The organism is Luteococcus sanguinis (assembly GCF_039527675.1).
GTDB classification, from domain to species: domain Bacteria; phylum Actinomycetota; class Actinomycetes; order Propionibacteriales; family Propionibacteriaceae; genus Luteococcus; species Luteococcus sanguinis.
Genome location: NZ_BAAAKI010000003.1, coordinates 120,979 through 142,706 on the forward strand (window position 1 = coordinate 120,979; position 21,728 = coordinate 142,706).

The following is a 21,728-nucleotide window of genomic DNA, read 5'->3' on the forward strand; positions in this document are numbered from 1 at the left end:
GCAAGCAACCCCATGAGCGCTGACTACTACGAGGTCCTCGGGGTCTCCCGCGAGGCGAGCCCCGAAGAGATCAAGAAGGCCTACCGCAAGATGGCGATGAAGGTCCATCCGGACGTCGCCACCGAGCCGGACGCGGCCGAGAAGTTCAAGCAGGTGCAGGAGGCCTACGAGGTCCTGCATGACCCGAACAAGCGCGCGATCTACGATCGCGGCGGCGATCCGCTGGGCTCCGGCTTCGGCGGCGGCGCGGGTGGCTTCGGCGGCTTCGGGAACTTCGGCGGCGCGCAGGGTGGTTTCGACTTCACCAACCTGGTGGACGCGATGTTCGGCCAGGCGGCCTCGCGTGGGCCGCGGTCCCGCACCCGTCGCGGCCAGGACGCGCTGATCCGCCAGTCCATCTCGCTGGCCGACGCCGCCTTCGGCACCACGCTCCCGGTGAGCATCGACACGGCCGTCCTGTGCCCCCGCTGCGAGGGCACCGGCTGCTCCGACGGTAGCGAGCCCGTGACCTGCACCACCTGCGAGGGCCATGGTGAGGTCACCCACGTCCAGCGCAGCTTCCTGGGCGACATCCGCACCTCCCAGCCCTGCCCGGCCTGCCGCGGCTATGGGACTACCATCCCGCACCCCTGCGGTGAGTGCTCCGGCGAGGGACGTGTCCGTTCCACCCGCACCCTCGACGTCAAGGTGCCGGCGGGCGTCACCACCGGCAACCGCCTGCACCTCGACTCCCAGGGCGAGGTCGGCCCCGGCGGCGGCCCCGCCGGCGACCTCTACGTCGAACTCGTCGTGCAGAACCACGAGGTCTTCAGCCGCGATGGTGACAACCTCGAGATGGTCGTCAACATCCCCATGACCGCCGCGGCGCTGGGCACCACGCTCGACCTGGCGACCCTCGAGGCCGACCGCGAGGACAGCAACCCCGACGACCGCCAGGTCACCATCGACGTGCCGGCAGGCACCCAGTCGGGCACCCGCATCGCGCTGGCCGACAGGGGCGTCCCCCGGTTGCGCCGCAATGGCCGCGGTGAGCTGGGCATCACGCTGGTGGTGCAGACCCCGACCAAGCTGGACGAGCAGCAGCGCGAGCTGATGCGTCAGCTGGCCGCCATCCGTGGCGAGGAGACCGTGACCGGTCGCGTGCAGAAGGGCAAGAAGGGCTTCTTCGACCGGATGAAGGAAGCCTTCTAGTGACCGACGCCCTCTTCCTCGCGCCGGTTTCCGGCGCCGCCGTCGGTGACCTGGTGGTCGTCGACGGTGACGAGGGCCGCCATGCGGCGGTCGTGAAGCGGATCGAGCTGGGGGAGTCGGTGCTGCTGGCCGACGGCAAGGGTCGTGCCGTACGCGGTCCGGTGACCGCGGTCAGCAAGCAGGGCATCACCGTGCGGGTCGCCGAGGTGCTGGGCGCCGTCGAGCGCGCGCACCGTTGGGTGGCCGTCCAGGCGTTGGCGAAGGGCGACCGGTCCGACCTTGCCGTCGAGACGCTCACCGAGTTGGGCGTGGACGAGGTGCTGGCCTGGCAGGCGTCCCGGTCCATCGTCCGCTGGAGCGGCGACAAGGCAGACAAGGGCGTTGCCAAGTGGCAGTCGACAGCGCGGGAGGCGACCAAGCAGTCGCGCCGGTTCGTCGTCCCGGATGTTTCGGCCGCCGGCACCAAGCAGGTGGTCGGACGCATCGAACAGGCAGCGCTCGCGCTGGTGCTGCACGAGTCGGCCAGCGAGCACATCGCGGACGTGGAGTTGCCGCCGTCGGGGGACGTCGTGTTCATCGTCGGGCCCGAGGGCGGGATCAGCCCGGACGAGCTCGCTGCCTTCGAGGCGGCCGGGGCGCGCACCGTCCTGGTCTCGGACGGGGTGCTGCGGACCTCAACCGCCGGGGTCGTCGCTCTGGCGCAGCTCCAGCTCAAGGCCGTGGAGATGTCGCATGCCTGAGGCAGACCAGAACGGTCCAGACCAGCTGGGCTCCGACCAGTTCGGCTTCACCCACCGCACCGTCCTGCCCAATGGCGTGGGACGCACCGGGACGATCACGACGCCGCACGGTGAGGTCCAGACCCCCGCCTTCGTCGTCGTGGGCACCAAGGCGACCGTCAAGACCGTCCTGCCGGAGACGCTCGTCGAGCTGGGGACCCAAGCCGTCCTCGCGAACGCCTACCACCTCTACCTGCAGCCCGGCGCCGACCTGGTCGACGAGGCCGGCGGCCTGGGCCGGTTCATGAACTGGAGCGGTCCCACCTTCACCGACTCCGGCGGCTTCCAGGTGATGAGCCTCGGTGCCGGGTTCAAGAAGGTGATCAGCATGGACGCGTCCACCGCGAACAGCGACGACGCGATCGCCGAGGGCAAGGAGCGCCTCGCGCACGTGGACGATGACGGCGTCACCTTCAAGAGCCACCTGAATGGCGACAAGCACCGTTTCACGCCAGAGGTGAGCATGGGGGTGCAGCACCAGCTCGGTGCCGACATCATGTTTGCCTTCGACGAGCTGACCACCCTGCACAACACCCGTGGCTACCAGGAGACCTCTCTGGAGCGGACCCGGCTCTGGGCGGAGCGCTGCCTGGCCGAGCACCGTCGGCTCACGCTGGAGCGGTCCGACAAGCCCTATCAGGCGCTGTTCGGGGTGCTGCAGGGGGCGCAGTACGAGGACCTGCGTCGCAAGGCAGCCCACGACCTGGGGACGATGGAGGTGGACGGGCAGCGCTTCGACGGCTTCGGATTCGGCGGCGCGCTGGAGAAGGAGAACCTGGGCACCATCTGCACCTGGATGGCCGAGGAACTGCCCTTTGACAAGCCGCGACACCTGCTGGGCATCAGCGAGCCGGACGACTTCTTCGCCGCCGTCGCCGCCGGTGCGGACACCTTCGACTGCGTGAATCCCTCCCGGGTGGCGCGCAATGGGGCCATCTACACCGCCGACGGCCGCTACAACATCACCGCCGCCAAGCACCGTCGCGCCTTCGTCCCGCTGGAGGAGGGGTGCGACTGCTACACCTGTGCCCACTACACCCGCGCCTATGTGCACCACCTGCTGCGGGCGCGGGAGATGGTGGGTTACACGCTCGCGACGATCCACAACGAGCGCTTCACGGTGCGGCTGGTCGACCAGATCCGCGCGGCGATGGACGCGGGGGACTTCGAGGCACTGCGCACCGAATACCTCGGACGCTTCTACGCCTCCCGCACGCCGTCGGCGAGCTCCTCGGTGGGGAATGCCACGAGCAGTTCGGACGTTGATCCCAAGAGCGTCGTCAGCGCTTCGGAGAGGACATGATGAACGACCCCAGGGAGCTTTACCGACTCACCGCCGTGCCCGGCCAGCCGGGACCGGTGCTGATCTCGCTCAGCGGTTTCATGGATGGCGGCCAGGCTGGCCAGCTCGCCGTCCAGCACCTGATCGAGAAGCAAGCGGGGAATGTCATCGCGCGCTTCGACGTCGACCAGCTGATCGACCACCGGTCGCGGCGCCCGATGATCACCTACGCCGGTGACCACTACGAGGACTACCAGCCGCTGGAACTCGTGGTCCGTGAGCTGAGCGACGACGCAGGCAAGACCTTCTATCTGTTCACCGGACCCGAGCCCGACTACCAGTGGGAGCGCTTCGTCCAGGCGGTCACGATCCTGTTCTCCGAGATCGGGGTGAACCTGGCGCTGACGCTGCACGGCATTCCATGGGGCGCGCCGCACACGCGTCCGATCGGGCTGACGGCGCACTCGGTCGACCCGACGGTGATGGCTGACTTCCCGTCGCTGCACGACCGGATGCAGCTGCCCGCCTCGATGGAGGGGCTGCTGGAGCTCAAGCTGCCGCAGGCGCACATCCGTGCCGGCGGTTTCTCGGTGCACGTCCCGCACTACCTGGCGGGCTCGGAGTTCCCGGCCGGTGCCGTGCGGCTGATCGACTCCGCAGCCGAAGTGGCGGAGCTGTCGCTGGCTGTGCCGGACCTGCGTTCGGCAGCGGACGAGTACCTGCGCGGGATCGACCAGCTCGTCGCGCAGAACCCGGAGAACGCCGAGGCGATCGGTCAGATGGAGGCGGCCTACGACGCCGCCACCGCTGGCCGGGAGCTGACCGGTGATCGTCCGACGCAGCCGGTGGACGAGTCTGACATCCCCAGCGGCGACCAGTTGGCCGCCGAGTTCGAGCAGTTCCTCAAGGACACCGACAAGGGACACAAGGACGGCGGTCGGGGAAGCAGCGGTGAGGGCGACGGTGGTCCCAGCTGGGGCTGACCGGCATCCGGCACCGCCCCCAGGCGCAGGCGGACCGCTGGCATGATCGGTTCATGGCGGACAGCAAGCGCAAGGTCAGGCCCTCGATCAAGGCCCTCATCGTCAGCGAAGGGCGCCTGCTGGTCACCGTGAACTCCGACGAGACCGACGAGTTCTACCTGCTTCCCGGCGGGGGGCAGGACTTCGGCGAGTCTATGGTGGAGACGGTTCACCGCGAGTGCCGCGAGGAGATCTGTTGCGAGGTCGTGGTGCGCGACCTGGCCTATGTGCGCGACTACATCGGCTCCCGGCACGAGTTCGCCGATTGGGACTCCGACTTCCACCAGATCGAGATGGCTTTCTGGTGCGATCTCGCCCCCGGCCAGGTTCCCGCGATGGGGGTCATCGAGCCCGACCAGTTCCAGACGGGTGTCGCCTGGGTGCCCTTGGACGAGTTGTCCGACGCGCCGATCTATCCTGCCGAGCTGAAAACCTGGCTGCTCGAGGACGCCTCGGCGCGTCGGACCTACTTGGGCCCCGTGAACTGAAGCGTCCCAGCGGGTGCTCTCCCATCCCCCGAGCTTGGCTTGTGCGTTCCTCGTGCCTGTCGGGGTTCCTCGACAGGCTTCGGCAAGGTGGAGCGCGCGCTCGGGGAATGTCAGAGGAGGACGCCGACCTGGGTGGCCAGGCGGCGGACCAGGTCGTCCGATGCCTTGGTCTGGTCGAGCTCGATGCGGGCCAGCTCCATCCCGACCCGGCGGAGGGCGTCCAATGTTTCGGCTGCTCCCAGAACCCCGCCGCGGTGGGCCACCAGGGCCGCCTGCTGCATGTGCCGCAGAGCGTCCCGTGCGGAGCGGTTGGCGTCCAGCCAGTCGACGACCCCGATCCGGTACCGCACCTCACCCTCTGCGGCTCCGGGAACCTCGTCCTCGACAGCCCAAGCGAAGAACTCGTCCGCGACCATGCCCAACTTCTCCATCACCCGGCGCGAGCCCGCGTTCACAACCATCGTCTCGGCGTGCACCGACGCTACCCCCAGCTCCCCGAAGGCGTACTCCAGCAGCGCACGGGAGCCCTCGGTTGCGAGCCCCTGACCCCAGTATTCGGGCCGTAGACGGTAGCCGAGTTCGGGGTCGAGGATGTCGTCGTGGTCGGGGCCTCCCGGGCGCAGGTGGAACCAGCCGGCGAACGCATCCTCGCTGTCGAAGGCTGACCAGTTGCCGTAGCCGTGGTGCAGTCGCGCGCCAGCAAGAATTCTGGCGATGGATGCCTCGGTCTCGGCCAGCCTGGGCGCGCTGGACGAGATGAAGCGCAGCACTCCGGGTTGCTGGTTCATCGCGAGCCAGTCGGAGGCGTCGGCTTGTTCCACGGGGCGCAGCAGAAGTCTGGGGGTTCGAAGCCTCACCGGGACATTCTGGCAGCTGGATCTGTCGCGCCTGGGGCAGACTGTGCGCCGTGAGGATCCTGGCTGACGTCGACACCGGCATCGACGACCTGTGCGCGCTGCTCCAACTGTGCGGCACCCCAGGCGTCGAACTCGTCGGCGTCACGACGACCGGAGGGAACACCACCGCCGAACAGTCCGCTGCCAACACGGCGGGCGTCCTGGAACTGTGCGGACGACCGGACGTCCCGGTCGTGGTCGGGGCCTGCCAACCCTTGCTCAAACCCCTGGTGACAACGCCCGAGACCCACGGGCCCGATGGTGTGGGGTGGGCACACCTGCCTGACGTCGCCCATCGCGTCCGACTGGACGGCGCTGTCGACTTCTGGCTGGATGAACTGCGCCGACACCCTGGGCAGACGACGATCCTGGTCACCGGACCCTCCACCAACCTTGCCTTGGCGCTGCTGGCCGAGCCGCGCCTGTTCGAGCTCGCGCAGCGGGTCGTCATCATGGGCGGCGCCTTCTGGTACCAGGGCAACACGACCCCAACGGCCGACTGGAACTTCTGGTGCGACCCGGACGCCGCCAAGGAGGTCTTCGCCGCCAGCCACCGGGCCGCAGAGAATGGCCTCCCCAGTGGCAAGCTGCCCGTCCTGTGCTCCCTGCAGGTGACCGAGCGCTGCGAGTACCGCCCCGACCTGCTCGACGACCTGGTCGTCCGCGCCGGTGCCAAGCTGTTGGGCTACACCGCGGCTCGCCCGCGGGCGGAACGACCCCAGGCCGACACCGGATCGGTCCTGCTGGACGTGCTGGCCGATGCCCTGCGCTTCTACTTCGAGTTCCACCACGACTATGACCAGGGCTACGTGGCACACCTGCACGACCTGCTCGCCGCGCAGGTCGCCGCTGGGATCGCGACGATCACCACGACCGTCAGCGCCGTCGACGTCGGAACCGACTCCGAAATGCTCCGTGGTACCTCCGTCCGCGACGACCGGAAGATCTGGGGACGGGTGGGCAACTGTCAGGTCGTGGATGACAACCACCCTGAGGAGGTCTTCGACGCATTCGCCGCCGCGGTCGCGAGGCTGGTGCGCCCCAATGACGCTCAGGCCGGACGGTAGCTGGGCTCGACCCTCTTCAGGTACCGGATCACCAGCAGCGTCACGGGGACGATGCACACCTCGACGAGGCACTTGTAGACGTACCCGGTGAGCGTGTAGTTGAACAGTTCCGCGCCGGTGATCGTCCCGGCATAGGCGATCGAGCAGAACAGCAGCGTGTCCACCAGTTCGGCGATCAGCGTGGACGTGATGAGTCGGAAGGCCACCCGGCGCTCGGCCATCCGGGACTTCAACCGGACCACGACCAGCGAATTCAACAGCTCGCCTGCCAAGTACCCGGCCAGCCCCGCGACGGTGATCCGCCACACGGGTGCCAACACCGTGTCCCAGTTCTCGAAGCCGGCGACCGGACGGGTCAGTGAGACCACCCAGTAGGTGACCGCGGCCAGAAAGGTGAGCGCGAAACCGGTCCAGATCGCCCGTTTCGCGCGGCGCCAGCCGTAGACCTCGGTCATGATGTCGCCGATCACGTAGGACAGCGGGAACAGGAAGGCGCCGCCGTCGAAGACCAGTGGCCCACCGCCGTAGAAGAGGTCACTGATGAACGGGATTCGCGGGCCCTCGAACAGCTTGGTCGCGCCGATCCCGGAGATCAGCAAAAGCCCGACGAAGCAGGCGAGCACGATGTCGTAGTAACCGTGCTGGGCATCCGGCGAGGCGGTGGACGCGAGGTCGAGGCTGGGGGTGGTGGCTGTCACGAGGAGACATGCTCCCATACCCTCTGGCCCCCGAGCAGCCGCGCCGAGGCTTCAGGCCTCTGTCGAGTGGGCGGCCGGCGAGAAGCGGGCCTGCTGGTTCATCACCAACAGCGCATCGCTGGCAGGCGGCTCGCGCTCCCGGGATGGGAGCATGACCCGACCTGACCAGTCGCTCCTGGCGCCAGGTCGCCGTCCGCGCCGCACGCGATCAGCGACGCGGCGGCCGGATCATTGGTCGGCCTCAATCTCCGCGTGCTCGGTTGACTCCGACACCGGGCGTGAAAGTGGGCGTGACTACACACTTCGACGCCCTTTTGGTGGCAGGATTTGGTCATGGCAGATGACATCGATATCCCGGACGAATCGGAACAGCTCGACCAGCTGCAGTCCGAAGACACCTTGGTTGACCGGGGTGTCGACGACGTCTTGGACGAGGGCTACATCGCCCCTGACCACTGGTCCCCGGCGCAGGGCTTCGGCAACACCGCCGACGAGCAGGCGAGGGGAGAGACCCTTGACATCCGCATCACCCAGGAGGTGCCCGACGCCGACCCGACCGTCGACGTGCCGTTCTGGAACGAAGGCGGGGAGTCACGCGAAGTGGGCAGCCGTCGCGCCGGCCGCCTGATCGCCGGCGACAACTCCGACGGCGAGCCGAACGCGGCCGAGGTCGGCATCGACGGTGGCGTGGCCTGCGCCGAGGAGGCCGCGATGTACGTCATCGAGGGCTCCGAGGACGAGGACCCCAAGCCGATCGACTGAGCGCCGGTAGGGCAGGATCGTCGGCATGACGTCCGATGATGCCCTCAACCCCACAGCCCCGCTTCGCAAGCCCACCGACATCGTCGAGGGCATCGAACTGCACCCAGAGCGGGAGCTGTACCCCCCGGTGGGGCCCCATCGCACCGGGATGCTGGACGTCGGCGACGGCCACCGCGTCTACTTCGAGGAGTCCGGCAACCCGGACGGCAAGCCAGCGCTCTTCCTGCACGGCGGCCCGGGTGGGGGAGGCGGCACCGACCGTCGACGCTTCTTCGACCCGGCCCGCTACCGCGTCATCTGCCTCGACCAGCGGATGTGCGGCCAGTCCACCCCGCACGCGGGTGAACCGGGCGCTGACCTGTCCACCAACACCACCTGGAACCTCGTCGACGACATCGAGAAGCTCCGCGAGCTGCTGGACGTCGAGCGCTGGCTGGTCTTCGGCGGATCCTGGGGCAGCGCACTGGCACTGGCCTACGCCGAGACCCACCCGGACCGGGTGAGCGAACTGGTGTTGCGCGGCATCTTCACCCTGCGCCGCAGCGAACTGGACTGGTACTACAACGAGGGCGCCTCCCACTTGGCGCCGCAGTGGTGGGAGTCGTTCTGCGCCCCGCTGCAGCGGGCCGGGCACGACTTCTCGTCCGACAACATCGCGAAGTACCACGAGCTGCTCTTCGACTCCGACCACGAGACGGCGCTGGCGGCGGGCTGGGCGTGGACGACCTGGGAGGGGGCCACCAGCCACCTGCTGTTCGACGAGCACGACGTCAGCTACGAGTCACCCGAGTACGCACTGGCCTTCGCGCGGATCGAGAACCACTACTTCGTCAACGCTGGCTGGTTCGACGAGGGCCAGCTGATCCGCGACGTCGACGCCATCCGCCACATCCCCTGCGTCATCGTGCAGGGCAAGTACGACCTGTGCTGCCCGCTGCGGACGGCCAACGACCTGGCCACGGCCTGGCCGGAGGCCGAGCTGCACGTGGTCGCAGCCGGCCACTCCGCCTTCGAGCCGTTGATCGCCTCCGAGCTGGTCAAGGCGACCGACCGCTTCGCCGGCCAGACGCCCTGAGCCCCAAACGCCCCTTCCTCAGACGCTGGGATCCACCTGGGCGTGGCCGTAGCGGTGGGTGGTGCGGCTGATTGCCTGTTCGTGCACGAAGGCCAGCAGCTCCCTTCCGCCGGTGGCCAGCACCGGGCCGGTCAGCAATGCCACGCCCGGGTTGGTCACCCGCAGGCTGCCCGGGTTGCCCACCACACGCACCCGCAGGTCGTCCTCGCGCTCCATCCGCTCGTTGAAGCCGGCCGCGCTTTCGGTGGTCACCGGGTGACCGGCCACCTGCTCGGGCAGGTTCACCGTCGGATCAGCCGAGACCTCCAACCGGACCTCCGTCACCGCGGCGGCGGCGACCAGGCGCACCAGGTCAGCCGCCCGGGCACCGGTCTGCAGCCGCACCCCGAGACGGTCCAGCGGCCGGTAGCGGAAGACATTCAGCTCGCTACGCAGGCCGGAGCGGTCGTGTTCGGCGCCGAACTCGGTGCCGATCGCGGCAGCGTCCGACTCCGCAGCCACCCGCACCCAGGCGCGGTCGTCGGCCGACAACTCCAGCCCCAGGTCTGCCTGGGCCCGGTCCACGGCACGCTGTACCTCGGGGGTGCTGGACCCCCGGAACTGCGGGATGCCGTTCGCCTTCCACGCACCCAGCTGGGCCACGTAGTTGGGGCCGCCTGCCTTGGCGCCGGGGCCCACCGACGAGCGCTTCCAGCCGCCGAAGCTCTGCCGCTGCACGATCGCGCCGGTGATCTGCCGGTTGACGTAGGCATTGCCCACCTCGACGTGGTCGAGCCACCAGGCGATCTCCTTCTCGTCCAGCGAGTGCAGGCCGCCGGTCAGGCCGTAGCCGGTCGCATTCTGCAGGCCGGTCGCGGTGGCGAGGTCCTTGGCGGTCATCAGGCCAAGCACCGGTCCGAAGACCTCCGTGGTGTGGAAGTAGGAGCCGGGCGCGACGCCCGTCTTGACCCCGGGGCTCCACAGCCGTCCCTCGTCGTCCAGCTGGCGGGGCTCGACCAGCCATTCCTCGCCCACATCGAGCTGGGTCAGCGCGCGGTGCAGCTTGTCGCCGGGCGCCTCGATCAGCGGGCCCATCACGGTGCCCGCATTGGTCGTGGGCCAATCGACGACCAAGGATGAGACGGCGTCGACGAGTTGGTTTCGGAAGCGCTCGGAAGTGGCGATCGAGCCCACCAGAATCGCCAGCGAAGCGGCCGAGCACTTCTGGCCGGCATGCCCGAAGGCCGACTTCACCAGGTCGGCGACCGCCAGGTCGAGGTCTGCGGCGGGGGTGACGACCAACGCATTCTTGCCCGAGGTCTCACCGAAGACGCGCGGCCCGCGGGGGTGCTCGCCCCGCCAGCCAGCGAAGACCTCGGCGGTGCGGGTGGCGCCGGTCAGCAGCACGGTGTCGACGTCTCGGTGGCTGACCAGGTGCTGGCCCACCTCGTCCTCGTCGGTACGCACCACTTGCAGCACCTCACGGGGCACCCCGGCCGCCCACAGCGCCTCCACGGCGGTCTCCAGGCAAACGGGGGTCTGCGGGGCGGGCTTCACCACGACCGCCGCACCGGCGGCGAGCGCGGCCAGGCAGCCACCGATGGGGATCGCGACCGGGAAGTTCCACGGGGGAGTGACGAGCACCACGCGGTCAGGCAGGAACTGTGCGCCATCGGCGGCCAGACCCTGGCCGAGCTGCAGCGCAGACTCGGCGTAGTACCGCGCGAAGTCGACCGCCTCACTGATCTCAGGGTCGGCCTCCACGAGCGTCTTGCCCGCCTCGTGTGACATCACCGACAACAACAGGGGACGGCGCGCCTGCAATTGGCGTGCCGCTTCGCGCAGCAGTTGCGCGCGTTCGGTGGCCGGTCGGGCCGCCCACCCCTTGCCCGCCTGGGTGGCGGTCTCGATGACGGCGTCGACCTCGGCGGTCGAGGCCAGCCAGGGGGAGCGGGCCTCTCGCGCGGGGGTTGCCAGCGCGTCCAGACCCATCTCGCGGTTGGGCGGCAGCGCGGGGTCGGTGTCGGGGGTGTTCGCGAACGCGTCGCCGATCTCGGCCGGTCCGGACGGCCGGCGTGGCCCGACCGACGCGCGGTCGGCGTTGGCGACCGACGCGCGGAATCGGCGCTCCTGGTCGTCCATCTGCGTGGGCGAGTTGGAGAAGAAGGCGTGGACGAAGTTCTGCGGCGCGGCATTCTCCTCGAGCCGACGGACGAGGTAGGAGACGGCCACGTCGAAGTCCTTGGGCGCCACGACCGGGGTGTAGAGGATCACTTCACCGACCGTGTCGCGCACGGCGCGGGCCTGGGAGGGGCTCATGCCCTGCAGCATCTCGACGTCCATCATCTCGGTGATGTCGCGGGTGGTGGCCAGCAGGTGTGCGAGTGCCAGATCGTAGAGGTTGTGCGAAGCCACGCCGACGCGCAGGGAGCTGCTCACCTCCGGACGGAGCACGCGCTCGAGGCAGCGGATGTAGTTGGCGTCGGTCTCCTCCTTGGACGGGTAGGGCGCCTGCTCCCAGCCGTGCAGTTCGGCGTCCACCGCTTCCATCGCCAGGTTGGCGCCCTTGACCAGCCGCACCTTCAGCGGCGCCCCACCCTCGGCGACCCGACGGGCGGAGAAGTCGATCACCCTTTCCAGGGCGGGCATGGCGTCGGGCAGGTAGGCCTGCAGGACGACGCCAGCCGAGATGTCCTTGAATTCTGGCTCGGAGAGCATCGCTTCGAACACCGCCAGCGTGAGGTCGAGGTCGCGGTACTCCTCCATGTCGAGGTTGACGAACTTGTGCGGGCTGGCGACCATCGCGGCGCGGTACAGCGGGCGGAGCCGGTCCAGACAGCGGGCGACGGTGCCCTCGAGGTCCCAGGTGACGATCTGACTGACCAGCGAGCTGACCTTGATCGAGACATAGTCGACGTCGTCGCGTTCCAGCAGCGCCTGGGTGCGCTGGGTGCGGCTCGCGGCCTCCTTCTCACCCAGAACGGCCTCGCCCAACAGGTTGATGTTCAGTCGAAAGCCTTCACTGCGGGCCTGTTCGAGGTGCTTGGTGAGGGCTGCGTCGTCGGCGTCGACGACCAGGTGGCCCACCAGTTGGCGCAGGCGCCGGCGTGCGGCTGGGACGACGACCTGCGGTGACACCCGCGCGGCAAGTGCCCCGGCGCCCAGCAGGGAGCGGTCCACGCGACCGAGGAAGTTCGCCTCACGCACGCCCAACCCGGACAGTTCGCGAGCCGCCACCTTGATGTCCTCGGGCCGTGCGACTCGGTCCACGAAGCGAACGGCCAGGGCCAGGCCCGCCGGGTCGGCGACGAGTTGGGCCAGCTGACCGGCGGTGGCTTTCTCCCTGGCGGTCTCCCCGGCGGCGGTGGCCAGGGCCCAGGTTTCGGCCAGTTCGACGGCAGGTTCGACGAGGGGTTCGAGTTCGACGGTGACGCTCATGGGACCAACGTAGTGGGGTGCACTGACACTCCCAATCGCCGCTCCCCAACACAGCGGGCCACGGAGGGGCCGGGGCAAACACTGCGACCCGGACAAGAATTCGCGCCGTGGGAGAAATGCCCGGGTGAACTGTCGGCGCCTGCCCGTAGACTCATCCGCGATGACAACACCTGAACAGTCCGTCCCCGCCGGAGATGACGCCCGGGGTGCCGAACGGCGCATCTCGCGCCTGCCCGCCACGCGCCGCCTCGAGGTGCCCGCGTCGATCCCCATGGTCAACGTGCTCGGCCCCCGCGATGAGTTCCTGCGCCTGCTCGAAGGTGAGCTCGACGCCGACCTGATGGTTCGCGGCAACGAGATCACTCTCACCGGCAGTGCCGCCGACATCGCGCTGGCCCACGACGTCTTCGTCGAGATGATCACGATCCTGCGCACGGGCCAGGGCCTGACCAGCGCGGACGTCGAGCGGATCGTCGGGATGACCTCCTCCGACGAGCACCCCTCCGAGGTGCTCACCGCCAACATCCTGTCCAACCGGGGCAAGACCATCCGTCCCAAGACGCTGAACCAGAAGCGCTATGTGGACGCGATCGACGCCCACACGATCGTCTTCGGGATCGGCCCGGCCGGTACCGGAAAGACCTACCTGGCCGTTGCGAAGGCCGTCCAGGCGCTGCAGCGCAAGGAGGTCAGCCGCATCATCCTGACCCGTCCCGCGATCGAGGCCGGTGAGCGGCTGGGCTTCCTGCCCGGCACCCTGAACGACAAGATCGACCCCTACCTGCGCCCGCTCTACGACGCGCTCCACGACATGATGGAACCCGAGGCGGTCCCGAAGCTGTTGACGGCCGGGACGATCGAGGTAGCGCCCCTGGCCTACATGCGCGGACGGACACTCAACGACGCCTTCATCATCTTGGACGAGGCCCAGAACACGTCCATGGAGCAGATGAAGATGTTCCTCACCCGTCTGGGCTTCGGTTCCAAGATCGTAGTGACCGGTGACGTGACCCAGATCGACCTGCCGAACGGCCAGCCCTCCGGCTTGCGCGGTGTGCAGCAGATCCTGGACGGCGTCGAGGACATCGCCTTCTGCAACCTGACCGCGCGCGACGTGGTTCGCCACCGTCTGGTGGGGCGCATCGTCGCCGCCTATGACCAGTTCGAGAGCACCGACGAGCCCCCCGTGCAGGTCAACCGCGCGGCCCGACGAGCGTTCGGCCGCCACGAACAGGGCCGCCACGAACAGGGCCGCCACGATTCGGCACGGCCAGACCGGGAGCAGCGCAAGTGATCGACATCAACAACGAGTCCGGGATGAGCGCAGACGAGCAGGGGCTGGTGCGCCTGGCGGCCTTCGCTCTCGACGAGCTGCGGATCCACCCGCAGAGCGACCTGTCGATCCTGCTGGTCGACGAGGCCACGATGGAGAACTACCACGTGCGCTTCATGGACCTGCCCGGACCAACCGACGTCCTCAGCTTCCCCATGGACGAGATGCGTGCGCCGATCCAGGACGAGGAGCCGCCGCGCGGACTGCTCGGTGACATCGTCCTGTGCCCGGCGGTCACGCAACGCCAGGCGGCCGAGAACGGCCGTCGTCCCGACGAGGAGGCCGAGTACCTGCTCGTCCACGGCCTGCTGCACCTGCTGGGGCACGACCACGCCGAGCCGGAGGACAAGGCCGTCATGTTCGGCCTGAACGACCGGATCATCGCGGCGTGGAACCAGCGCAAGGCCGACTGAGATGGCCCAGCACCAATGGATCGAACTCTCGATCGCCCTCGTCTGTGCCCTGCTCGCCGGCCTGCTGTCGGCAGCGGACGCTGCCCTGGCGAACATGTCCAGGGGACGCGCAGAGGTCTTGGTCGAGGAGGGGCGCTCCGGCGCCCGCCGCGCCAAGCAGATGGCCGATGATCCCGCGCCCTATGTGAACACCGCGCTCTTCCTGCGCACCACCTTCGAGATCGTCTCCATCGTGCTGGTCGGCATGGTCGTCTACGACCACTTCCGCAGCGAGTGGCAGCAGGCGCTGCTGACCGCAGGCGTGATGGTGCTGGTCAGCTTCATCCTGTGGGGCGTCGCACCGCGCACCATCGGGCGCCAGAAGGCTGACAAGGTACTGCTCTCCCTGGGTGGGCTGCTGAGCCTGCTCACCACCGTCTTCGGGCCCGTCGCCAGCCTGATGATCCTGATCGGCAACGCGCTGACCCCCGGCAGGGGCTACACCGACGGCCCCTTCGCCTCCGAGGCCGAACTGCGCGACCTGGTCGACCAGGCCGAGGCCAGCGACGTGATCGACTCCGAAGAGCGGGAGATGATCCACTCGGTCTTCGAGCTGGGCGACACGATCGTCCGCGAGGTGATGGTGCCGCGCACCGACGTCGTGTTCATAGACCGTTCCCGCAACCTGCGTCAGGGCCTGTCACTGGCCCTGCGGTCGGGCTTCAGCCGAATCCCCGTCGTGGGCGAGGGCCTCGACGACGTGCTGGGCATCCTGTACCTGAAGGACCTGGTCAAGCGCACCTTCGACAACCCCGGCGCCGAGAAGACCGAGACCGTCGAGTCGATCATGCGTGCGCCGCACTTCGTCCCCGACTCCAAGCCGGTCAGCGAGTTGCTGCGCGAGATGCAGACCCAGCGCAACCATGTCGTCATCGTCGTGGACGAGTTCGGCGGCACCGCCGGCGTCGCCTCGATCGAGGACATCCTGGAGGAGATCGTCGGCGAGATCGTGGACGAGTACGACCCCGAGCCGATCCCCACCCAGGAGGTCGAGCCAGGTGTCTTCCGCGTCGCTGCACGGCTCAATGTCGAGGAGCTCGGCGACCTGTTCGGGATGGATCTGGACGACGAGGACGTCGACTCGGTTGGCGGCGTGATGGCCAAGGTGCTGAACATGGTGCCGATTCCTGGCAGCACCGTCGACTATGAGGGCCTGCGGATCGTCGCCGAGACCGCCGGGGGCCGCCGCCACCAGATCGAGACCTGCCTGGTCAGTCGCGTCCCAGAGGATGCGGACGAGGACGAGACCGTCGAGGAGAGCCATGAGTGAGCAGGACAAGTTGCCGAACCGGATGCCCACGCTCGCTGAGCTGATGGACGACGACTTCGATCCTGACGCCCCCGACTTTGGAGTGGGGCCAAACGGCGCGTCCGACGTCGACTGGACCGGCGACAAGACCTTCCGGTCGGGCTTCGCGTGCTTCGTCGGACGGCCGAACGCGGGCAAGTCGACGCTGACCAATGCCCTGGTGGGCAGCAAGATCGCCATCGCGAGCTCGAAGCCGCAGACCACCCGCCACACCATCCGCGGCATCGTGACCCGACCGGACGCGCAGCTGGTGCTGATCGACACCCCCGGCCTGCACAAGCCCCGCACCCTGCTCGGCCAGCGCCTCAACGCGCTGGTACACGAGACCTGGGGGACCGTCGACGTGATCGGTGTCTGCCTGCCCGCGAACCAGCACATCGGCCCCGGCGACACCTTCCTGGTCAGCGAGATCGCCAAGCTCCCGAGGGCCCCGAAGCTGGTGGCCCTTGCCACCAAGACCGACATGGTCAGCTCCGAGCGGCTGCGCGGGCACCTGATGGACATCGCCAAGCTCGAGGAGAGCCTCGGGGTTCGCTGGGAGGCGATCATCCCGTGCTCGGCCGTATCCGGCGAGCAGGTCGACGTCGTCGCCGACGAGCTGGTGAAGCTGCTGCCCTATGGTCCGATGCTCTACCCAGAGGGCGAGGTCACCGACGAGCCCACCGAGACCCTGGTCAAGGAGCTCATTCGCGAGGCCGCGCTGGAGGGCGTTCGGGACGAGCTGCCGCACTCCATCAGCGTCGAGATCGACGAGATGGGCCTGCGTGAGGGCCGTCCCGAAGACCGTCCGCTGCTGGACGTCTTCGCGTCCATGATCGTTGAGCGGGAGTCGCAGAAGGGCATCCTGATCGGCCACAAGGGCGAGCACATCAAGGACATCGGCACCCGTGCCCGCCAGCAGATCAGCGCCCTGCTCGGCACGCCCGTGCACCTCGACCTCAAGGTCAAGGTGCTCAAGGACTGGCAGCGCGACCCGAAGTTCCTCAACCGGCTGGGTTTCTGAGTCGGACGCCCACAGCAACCGGGCCGGTCTGTGTCAGGATCGAGCCATGGCCGACGAAGACCTTGTCCTGGAGAGTTTCCACACCCGCGGTGGGGTGAAGACCGGCGTGCTCGTGCGCAGGGTGAGCCCAACGAGCCTCGCGACGCTGACCTGCTTCACCGAGCCTGGGCTGCTGCACCACGTCGAGAACCGAGTCGAGTTCGACAGCGACGACCCCTTCAGCTGGACGCACTATGTTCACCACGATGGGGAGACCTTCCTCGAGCGCGAGCACGAGGCCTCCGACCCCGGCGAGACCGTGCCCAGCCACGCCGAGTGGCTGTTGGTCCATCGTCTGCTGCAGTCCGGCGACCGGGAGGTGGCCTTCACCCGGCTGGACGAGGAGACGGGCGAGACGGCCCCCGCGATCCTCATGCACGAGGCGGATGAGGTGGTGCTGTACATCGACGGCCGGGCCACCAACCGGCACCGCGTGGTGGGCGACGAGGTGCTGGCTTCCGACTGGGGCGGCATCGGGTCGCGGCCAGTGGCCGAGATGGCCGAGCTGGTGGAGGGACTCGACAACCAGGTCGCCGTCCGGTTGCGCAACTTCGTCGATTCCTGAGCCTCAGCCCCGGCTGGGGTGGGTCGTTGCCCCAGCGACGAGCGTGAGCGCGGACGTGAACCCGGCCAGCCGGTTGACGTCCACGTCGAAGGGGTTCTCGTCCAGGACCATGAGGTCGGCCGGGCTGCCCGGCTGCAGCGTGTGGACGCCATTCGTGGACGCAAGCAGTGCTTCGGACAGCGTCAGCCGTTGGGACGGGTGTTCGGCGGTGACCGCTTCGGCGACCGCTGCCCACGGCGACAATGGAACCACCGGCGCATCACTGCCCAGGAACAGTTCCACGCCCGCGTCCGCAAACTCCCGCAATGGTTGGACGCGTGCCGCGCGTGCCCCGAGGCTCGCCGTGCGTGCGGCGGGGGAGAGCCCCAGATGGGCGGGTTGCATCGAGGCGCCCACCCGCAGTCGCGCCATCCGCTCGACGTCGCCTGGGCGCACCAGACAGGCGTGCTCGACACGTCCCATGGCGCCGGTGGCCTGCATCGTGTCCAGCGTCAAATGCACCGCGGCGTCACCGATGGCATGCAGTGCCACCTCGATGCCGTGCTCGCTGGCCATCGCCAGCAACCGCGTGAGTTCGGCGGCCGGGACCGACAAGACGCCCCGAGAATCCGTGCCCTGGTAGGGATCATCAAGCCAGGCGGTGCGCGAGCCCAGCGACCCGTCCACGATCACCTTCAGCGGCCCGCACTCCAGCAGCGGCGACAATCGGCGTCCGGTGCGGAAGCCGTCGGCGATGGCGTCGTCCAAATGCTGTGACCAGATCGACGCCCGCACCCGCAGCAGGTCGAAGCCGGCGTGCATTCGGCGCGTCCAGTCGAGGTCTCCGCGGGCACATTCGACGTCCGTGATGCCGACCAGGCCCAGGGTCGCGGCTTCGCGCGCCGCATCGGTGACCCACTCGTCCAAGGTCGCCGTCGGCACCTGGGAGATCGCCAGTTCAACGTCGAAGGCGTCCTGCTCGACGAGCCGACCCACGATCCTCGAGCCTGTCCCGTCCTCGATCCCCGAGCCGGTCGCGGGGCCCACCCCGAGATGTCGCAACCCCGCCGTGTTCAACCACACCGAGTGCATGTCGGCGCTGACCAGCACCACGGGAACCTCGGGGACGTGGCGGTCCAGAGCCGCGGCGGTGGGCGGCTCGGGCCAGTTCGCGTCCATGTAGCCGACGCCGACGAAGACCTCGCCACCCGGCAAACCCGCGACCTCCTGGGCGACCAGCGCGGCAGTCTCGTCGGCGGAGCGCGTCGGCGGCACCTGCCACCGGTGCCGATGGATCGCCCACTGCCCCAGGTGGACGTGCTGGTCCCACAGGCCCGGCAGCACGAAGCGTCCGGCCAGGTCGACCACCGGGCCCCCGGTGCCTGCGCCGGGCGCCACCAGCACCCCATCCACGACCTCCAGGTCGGTTGGGGCTCCGGCCCGGCCGGTGGTGAGGCACACCACACGCGCATTCCGCAGGATCATGGCCCCATCCAACACGTCGTCCCAACAGGTGGCGAGACGACGCTCAGCGCAGCAGTCGTGTGGTTAAAATGTCCGCCATGGTGACCGAGTCGCGTCCCGCCCAGTTGAGCGGTCGACTGCTTCTTGCGTGCCGCAGCGAGGCCCGGTAACACACCCGGCCAGGCATCCTCGCTGCGGAGCCCTGTTGAGCGCTGACTCAGACGCCTGAGCACCCCGTCCACAGCAAGGAAGCCACAGACATGTCCAACTTCGGTACCCGTCCCCAGAGCGGACGCCCCGTGCAGCAAGCCTCCCCGATGCCGTTCGGCCGGTACACCGCCTTCGAGCCCGTGGTCGTCCCCGATCGCACCTGGCCCGACCAGAAGATCACCAAGGCCCCGCGCTGGCTGTCCACCGACCTGCGCGACGGCAACCAGGCGCTGATCGACCCGATGACCCCGTCCCGCAAGCGCCGCATGTTCGACCTGCTGGTCGCCATGGGCTACAAGGAGATCGAGGTGGGTTTCCCGTCCGCCTCGCAGACCGACTTCGACTTCGTGCGCCAGCTGATCACCTCGGACGCGATCCCGGACGACGTCCAGATCTCGGTGCTGACCCAGGCCCGTGAGGACCTGATCGAGCGCACCGCGCAGTCGCTGGTGGGTGCCAGGCGCGCGAACATCCACATGTACAACGCCACCGCGGAACTGTTCCGCCGTGTGGTGTTCAAGGTCAGCGAGGCCGAGTGCATCGCGATGGCCGTGCGCGGCACCGAGATGGTGATGAAGCACGCCGAGGCCAACCTGGGCGACGTGGAGTTCGGCTACCAGTACAGCCCAGAAATCTTCACCCAGACGCCGACCGACTTCGCCGTCGAGGTGTGCAATGCGGTCTCCGACGTGTGGCAGCCCGAGGACGGCCGGGAGGTCATCTTCAACCTGCCCGCCACGGTTGAGATGAGCACTCCGAACACCTACGCCGATCAGATCGAGTACTTCTGCCGCAATGTGCGCAACCGCGAGAACGTCGCCGTCTCGCTGCACCCGCACAACGACCGCGGGACTGCCGTCGCCGCCGCCGAGCTGGGCCAGATGGCCGGCGCCGACCGCGTCGAGGGCTGCCTGTTCGGCCACGGCGAGCGCACCGGGAATGTCGACCTGGTCACCCTGGGCCTGAACCTGTTCAGCCAGGGCATCGACCCGCAGATCGACTTCAGTGACATCGACGAGGTGCGCCGCACCGTCGAGTACTGCACCGGCCTGCCCGTGCACCCGCGCCACCCCTACGCGGGTGACCTGGTCTACACCGCCTTCTCCGGCTCGCACCAGGACGCGATCAAGAAGGGCCTGGAGGCGCTGGAGCAGCGCGCCACCGAACAGGGTGTCGGCCTGCACGAGATCGCCTGGGAGGCTCCCTATCTGCCGATCGACCCGCACGACGTCGGCCGTTCGTACGAGGCGGTCATCCGCGTGAACTCGCAGTCGGGCAAGGGCGGCATGGCCTACCTGATGAAGAACGAGCACAAGCTGGACCTGCCGCGTCGCCTGCAGATGGAGTTCAGCCGCGTCGTCCAGGCCCACACCGACTCCGAGGGCGGCGAGGTGAACTCGCAGCAGATCTGGGACATCTTCTCGGCCGAGTACCTGGACAACACCGAGCCGCTGAAGCTGGTCAGCACCCGCACCGCCAGCACCGACGACGGCACCCACACCATCGACGCCACCGTCGCGTGGAAGGGCGCCGAGAAGGTCATCTCCGGTGAGGGCAATGGCCCGGTCTCCGCCTTCGTCGACGCGCTGGGCCACCTGGGCGTCGCGCTGCGGGTGCTGGACTACACCGAGCACGCCCTCACTGCCGGTGGGGACGCGCAGGCCGCCGCCTATGTCGAGTGCGAGGTGGGCACCGACGACGACGCGCACGTGCTGTGGGGCGTCGGGATCGACGCCGACATCACCAAGGCGTCGCTGAAGGGCGTCGTCAGCGCGGTCAACCGCATCTGATCGGGCTCGGGCACAGAACCGGGGTTGGTTTGCACCGCTGTCGGTGCAGGCCAACCCCGGTTCCGCGTTGTCGGGGGCTCAGCGGGGCTCGACCTCGTTCGGGATCGCGCCGCCGAAGCGCCGGTCCCGGTTCACGTAGAGGCTGACGGCGTGCCACAGGTCGCGCCGGTCGAAGTCGGGCCACAGCCGGTCCAGGAAGACCATCTCGGCATAGGCCGCCTGCCAGAGCAGGAAGTTCGACGTCCGCTGCTCCCCGGAACTGCGGACGAAGAGGTCGACGTCGGGCACCTCTGGGCAGTACAGGTGCTGGGCGATCGTCTTCTCGGTGATCCGGTCGGGTGAGATCTTCCCCTGGGCCGCCAGACGGGCGATCTCGCGGACTCCGTCGGCGATCTCGGCACGTCCGCCATAGTTGACGCAGAACTGGAGCGTCATGGTGGTGTTGTCCTTGGACTGCTCCATCGCCTCCTCGAGCTCGCGGATCACCGAGCCCCACAGCCGCGGACGACGACCGGCCCACACGACCTTCACGCCGAGCGCGTCCAGTTGGTCACGGCGGCGGTGGATCACGTCCCGGTTGAAGCCCATCAACCAGCGCACCTCTTCGGGGGAGCGCTTCCAGTTCTCGGTGGAGAAGGCGTAGGCCGACAGACAGGGGATACCCATCTCGATGGCGCCCTCGATCACGTCGAAGAGTGACTCCTCGCCGCGGGCGTGCCCGTCGGTGCGCTTGAGCCCACGTTCCTTGGCCCAGCGGCCATTACCGTCCATCACGATCGCCACGTGCCGCGGCAGCAGCTTCGGGTCGATCTGCGGGGGACGGGCGCCGGACGGGTGCGGGGTGGGCGCCATCTTGGCGGGACGGTCATGTTTCCTTGCCACGGCGCGAGACTACCGCGCAGCCTTC

General features: G+C 68.6%; 19 protein-coding genes. 14 read left to right on the forward strand and 5 right to left on the reverse strand.

The features are described from left to right. The first annotated feature begins 12 nt into the window (after positions 1–12). From dnaJ to ABD089_RS02895, 5 genes are read left to right on the forward strand one after another with little or no spacing between them, the layout of a single operon-like run. Positions 13–1,191, forward strand: coding sequence for a molecular chaperone DnaJ (gene dnaJ, locus ABD089_RS02875; RefSeq protein WP_343884701.1), 1,179 nt, complete (start codon positions 13–15; stop codon positions 1,189–1,191). Then, a complete protein-coding gene (locus tag ABD089_RS02880) occupies positions 1,191–1,931 on the forward strand; it encodes a 16S rRNA (uracil(1498)-N(3))-methyltransferase (RefSeq protein ID WP_343884702.1) in 741 nt (246 codons plus the stop codon). Before dnaJ ends, ABD089_RS02880 begins: the two co-directional genes overlap by 1 nt. Then, positions 1,924–3,273, forward strand: a complete 1,350-nt coding sequence (gene tgt / locus ABD089_RS02885; protein ID WP_343884703.1) for a tRNA guanosine(34) transglycosylase Tgt — start codon at positions 1,924–1,926, stop codon at positions 3,271–3,273. The genes ABD089_RS02880 and tgt overlap by 8 nt, the downstream gene beginning before the upstream one ends. After that, on the forward strand, positions 3,273–4,235 hold the full coding sequence (locus ABD089_RS02890; RefSeq protein WP_343884704.1) for a PAC2 family protein: 963 nt from the start codon (positions 3,273–3,275) through the stop codon (positions 4,233–4,235). Before tgt ends, ABD089_RS02890 begins: the two co-directional genes overlap by 1 nt. A 53-nt stretch (positions 4,236–4,288) precedes the next feature. After that, on the forward strand, positions 4,289–4,762 hold the full coding sequence (locus ABD089_RS02895; RefSeq protein ID WP_343884705.1) for an NUDIX domain-containing protein: 474 nt from the start codon (positions 4,289–4,291) through the stop codon (positions 4,760–4,762). A 110-nt stretch (positions 4,763–4,872) separates the two neighbouring features. On the opposite strand, the gene ABD089_RS02900 is transcribed toward ABD089_RS02895, so the two are convergent. After that, complete coding sequence (locus ABD089_RS02900; RefSeq protein ID WP_343884706.1) at positions 4,873–5,619, reverse strand: GNAT family N-acetyltransferase; 747 nt, start codon at positions 5,617–5,619, stop codon at positions 4,873–4,875. Positions 5,620–5,669: 50 nt separating this feature from the next. Here ABD089_RS02900 and ABD089_RS02905 point away from each other — a divergent pair, with 50 nt between their 5' ends. Next, entirely contained in the window at positions 5,670–6,725 is a 1,056-nt protein-coding gene (locus ABD089_RS02905; protein ID WP_343884707.1) for a nucleoside hydrolase, read from the forward strand. On the opposite strand, the gene ABD089_RS02910 is transcribed toward ABD089_RS02905, so the two are convergent. Next, positions 6,710–7,423, reverse strand: a complete 714-nt coding sequence (locus ABD089_RS02910) for a queuosine precursor transporter (protein ID WP_343884708.1) — start codon at positions 7,421–7,423, stop codon at positions 6,710–6,712. The genes ABD089_RS02905 and ABD089_RS02910 overlap by 16 nt on opposite strands. A gap of 333 nt (positions 7,424–7,756) precedes the next feature. Here ABD089_RS02910 and ABD089_RS02915 point away from each other — a divergent pair, with 333 nt between their 5' ends. Together ABD089_RS02915 and pip are read left to right on the forward strand one after the other, a co-directional pair. After that, complete coding sequence (locus ABD089_RS02915) at positions 7,757–8,185, forward strand: DUF5709 domain-containing protein (protein WP_343884709.1); 429 nt, start codon at positions 7,757–7,759, stop codon at positions 8,183–8,185. Positions 8,186–8,210: 25 nt separating this feature from the next. Then, on the forward strand, positions 8,211–9,260 hold the full coding sequence (gene pip / locus ABD089_RS02920; RefSeq protein ID WP_343884710.1) for a prolyl aminopeptidase: 1,050 nt from the start codon (positions 8,211–8,213) through the stop codon (positions 9,258–9,260). A gap of 18 nt (positions 9,261–9,278) precedes the next feature. Here pip and ABD089_RS02925 read toward each other — a convergent pair whose 3' ends face one another. After that, positions 9,279–12,677, reverse strand: a complete 3,399-nt coding sequence (locus ABD089_RS02925) for a bifunctional proline dehydrogenase/L-glutamate gamma-semialdehyde dehydrogenase (protein ID WP_343884711.1) — start codon at positions 12,675–12,677, stop codon at positions 9,279–9,281. 271 nt (positions 12,678–12,948) lie between these two features. On the opposite strand from ABD089_RS02925, the gene ABD089_RS02930 reads away from it, so the two are divergent. The 5 genes from ABD089_RS02930 to ABD089_RS02950 are packed head-to-tail and all read left to right on the forward strand — an operon-like array spanning position 12,949 to position 17,378. Next, on the forward strand, positions 12,949–13,971 hold the full coding sequence (locus ABD089_RS02930) for a PhoH family protein (protein ID WP_343884853.1): 1,023 nt from the start codon (positions 12,949–12,951) through the stop codon (positions 13,969–13,971). Further along, positions 13,968–14,423, forward strand: coding sequence for an rRNA maturation RNase YbeY (gene ybeY, locus ABD089_RS02935; protein WP_343884712.1), 456 nt, complete (start codon positions 13,968–13,970; stop codon positions 14,421–14,423). Before ABD089_RS02930 ends, ybeY begins: the two co-directional genes overlap by 4 nt. Before the next feature lies 1 nt (position 14,424). Then, positions 14,425–15,732 (forward strand): hemolysin family protein, encoded by a 1,308-nt coding sequence (locus ABD089_RS02940; protein WP_343884713.1) that lies wholly within the window; start codon positions 14,425–14,427, stop codon positions 15,730–15,732. After that, positions 15,725–16,774 carry a GTPase Era gene (era, locus tag ABD089_RS02945; protein ID WP_343884714.1) on the forward strand — a complete coding sequence of 350 codons (1,050 nt, stop codon included), beginning with the start codon at positions 15,725–15,727 and terminating at the stop codon, positions 16,772–16,774. Before ABD089_RS02940 ends, era begins: the two co-directional genes overlap by 8 nt. Before the next feature lie 46 nt (positions 16,775–16,820). Then, complete coding sequence (locus tag ABD089_RS02950) at positions 16,821–17,378, forward strand: hypothetical protein (protein ID WP_343884715.1); 558 nt, start codon at positions 16,821–16,823, stop codon at positions 17,376–17,378. A gap of 3 nt (positions 17,379–17,381) precedes the next feature. Here ABD089_RS02950 and ABD089_RS02955 read toward each other — a convergent pair whose 3' ends face one another. Next, positions 17,382–18,842 carry an amidohydrolase gene (locus ABD089_RS02955; RefSeq protein ID WP_343884716.1) on the reverse strand — a complete coding sequence of 487 codons (1,461 nt, stop codon included), beginning with the start codon at positions 18,840–18,842 and terminating at the stop codon, positions 17,382–17,384. 239 nt (positions 18,843–19,081) lie between these two features. Here ABD089_RS02955 and leuA point away from each other — a divergent pair, with 239 nt between their 5' ends. Further along, positions 19,082–20,821 carry a 2-isopropylmalate synthase gene (gene leuA / locus ABD089_RS02960; RefSeq protein ID WP_343884717.1) on the forward strand — a complete coding sequence of 580 codons (1,740 nt, stop codon included), beginning with the start codon at positions 19,082–19,084 and terminating at the stop codon, positions 20,819–20,821. 78 nt (positions 20,822–20,899) lie between these two features. Here leuA and ABD089_RS02965 read toward each other — a convergent pair whose 3' ends face one another. Further along, positions 20,900–21,703 carry an isoprenyl transferase gene (locus ABD089_RS02965; RefSeq protein ID WP_386769416.1) on the reverse strand — a complete coding sequence of 268 codons (804 nt, stop codon included), beginning with the start codon at positions 21,701–21,703 and terminating at the stop codon, positions 20,900–20,902. Positions 21,704–21,728 lie beyond the last annotated feature (25 nt).

Excerpts from the sequence above, each read along its gene's own strand:
- dnaJ (WP_343884701.1), top strand. The coding sequence starts at position 13 with ATGAGCGCTGACTACTACGAGGTCCTCGGGGTCTCCCGCGAGGCGAGC.
- tgt (WP_343884703.1), top strand. The coding sequence starts at position 1,924 with ATGCCTGAGGCAGACCAGAACGGTCCAGACCAGCTGGGCTCCGACCAG.
- ABD089_RS02890 (WP_343884704.1), top strand. The coding sequence starts at position 3,273 with ATGAACGACCCCAGGGAGCTTTACCGACTCACCGCCGTGCCCGGCCAG.
- ABD089_RS02895 (WP_343884705.1), top strand. The coding sequence starts at position 4,289 with ATGGCGGACAGCAAGCGCAAGGTCAGGCCCTCGATCAAGGCCCTCATC.
- ABD089_RS02915 (WP_343884709.1), top strand. The coding sequence starts at position 7,757 with ATGGCAGATGACATCGATATCCCGGACGAATCGGAACAGCTCGACCAG.
- pip (WP_343884710.1), top strand. The coding sequence starts at position 8,211 with ATGACGTCCGATGATGCCCTCAACCCCACAGCCCCGCTTCGCAAGCCC.
- ABD089_RS02925 (WP_343884711.1), bottom strand. The coding sequence starts at position 12,677 with ATGAGCGTCACCGTCGAACTCGAACCCCTCGTCGAACCTGCCGTCGAA.
- ABD089_RS02930 (WP_343884853.1), top strand. The coding sequence starts at position 12,949 with ATGGTCAACGTGCTCGGCCCCCGCGATGAGTTCCTGCGCCTGCTCGAA.
- ABD089_RS02940 (WP_343884713.1), top strand. The coding sequence starts at position 14,425 with ATGGCCCAGCACCAATGGATCGAACTCTCGATCGCCCTCGTCTGTGCC.
- era (WP_343884714.1), top strand. The coding sequence starts at position 15,725 with ATGAGTGAGCAGGACAAGTTGCCGAACCGGATGCCCACGCTCGCTGAG.
- ABD089_RS02950 (WP_343884715.1), top strand. The coding sequence starts at position 16,821 with ATGGCCGACGAAGACCTTGTCCTGGAGAGTTTCCACACCCGCGGTGGG.
- ABD089_RS02955 (WP_343884716.1), bottom strand. The coding sequence starts at position 18,842 with ATGATCCTGCGGAATGCGCGTGTGGTGTGCCTCACCACCGGCCGGGCC.
- leuA (WP_343884717.1), top strand. The coding sequence starts at position 19,082 with ATGTCCAACTTCGGTACCCGTCCCCAGAGCGGACGCCCCGTGCAGCAA.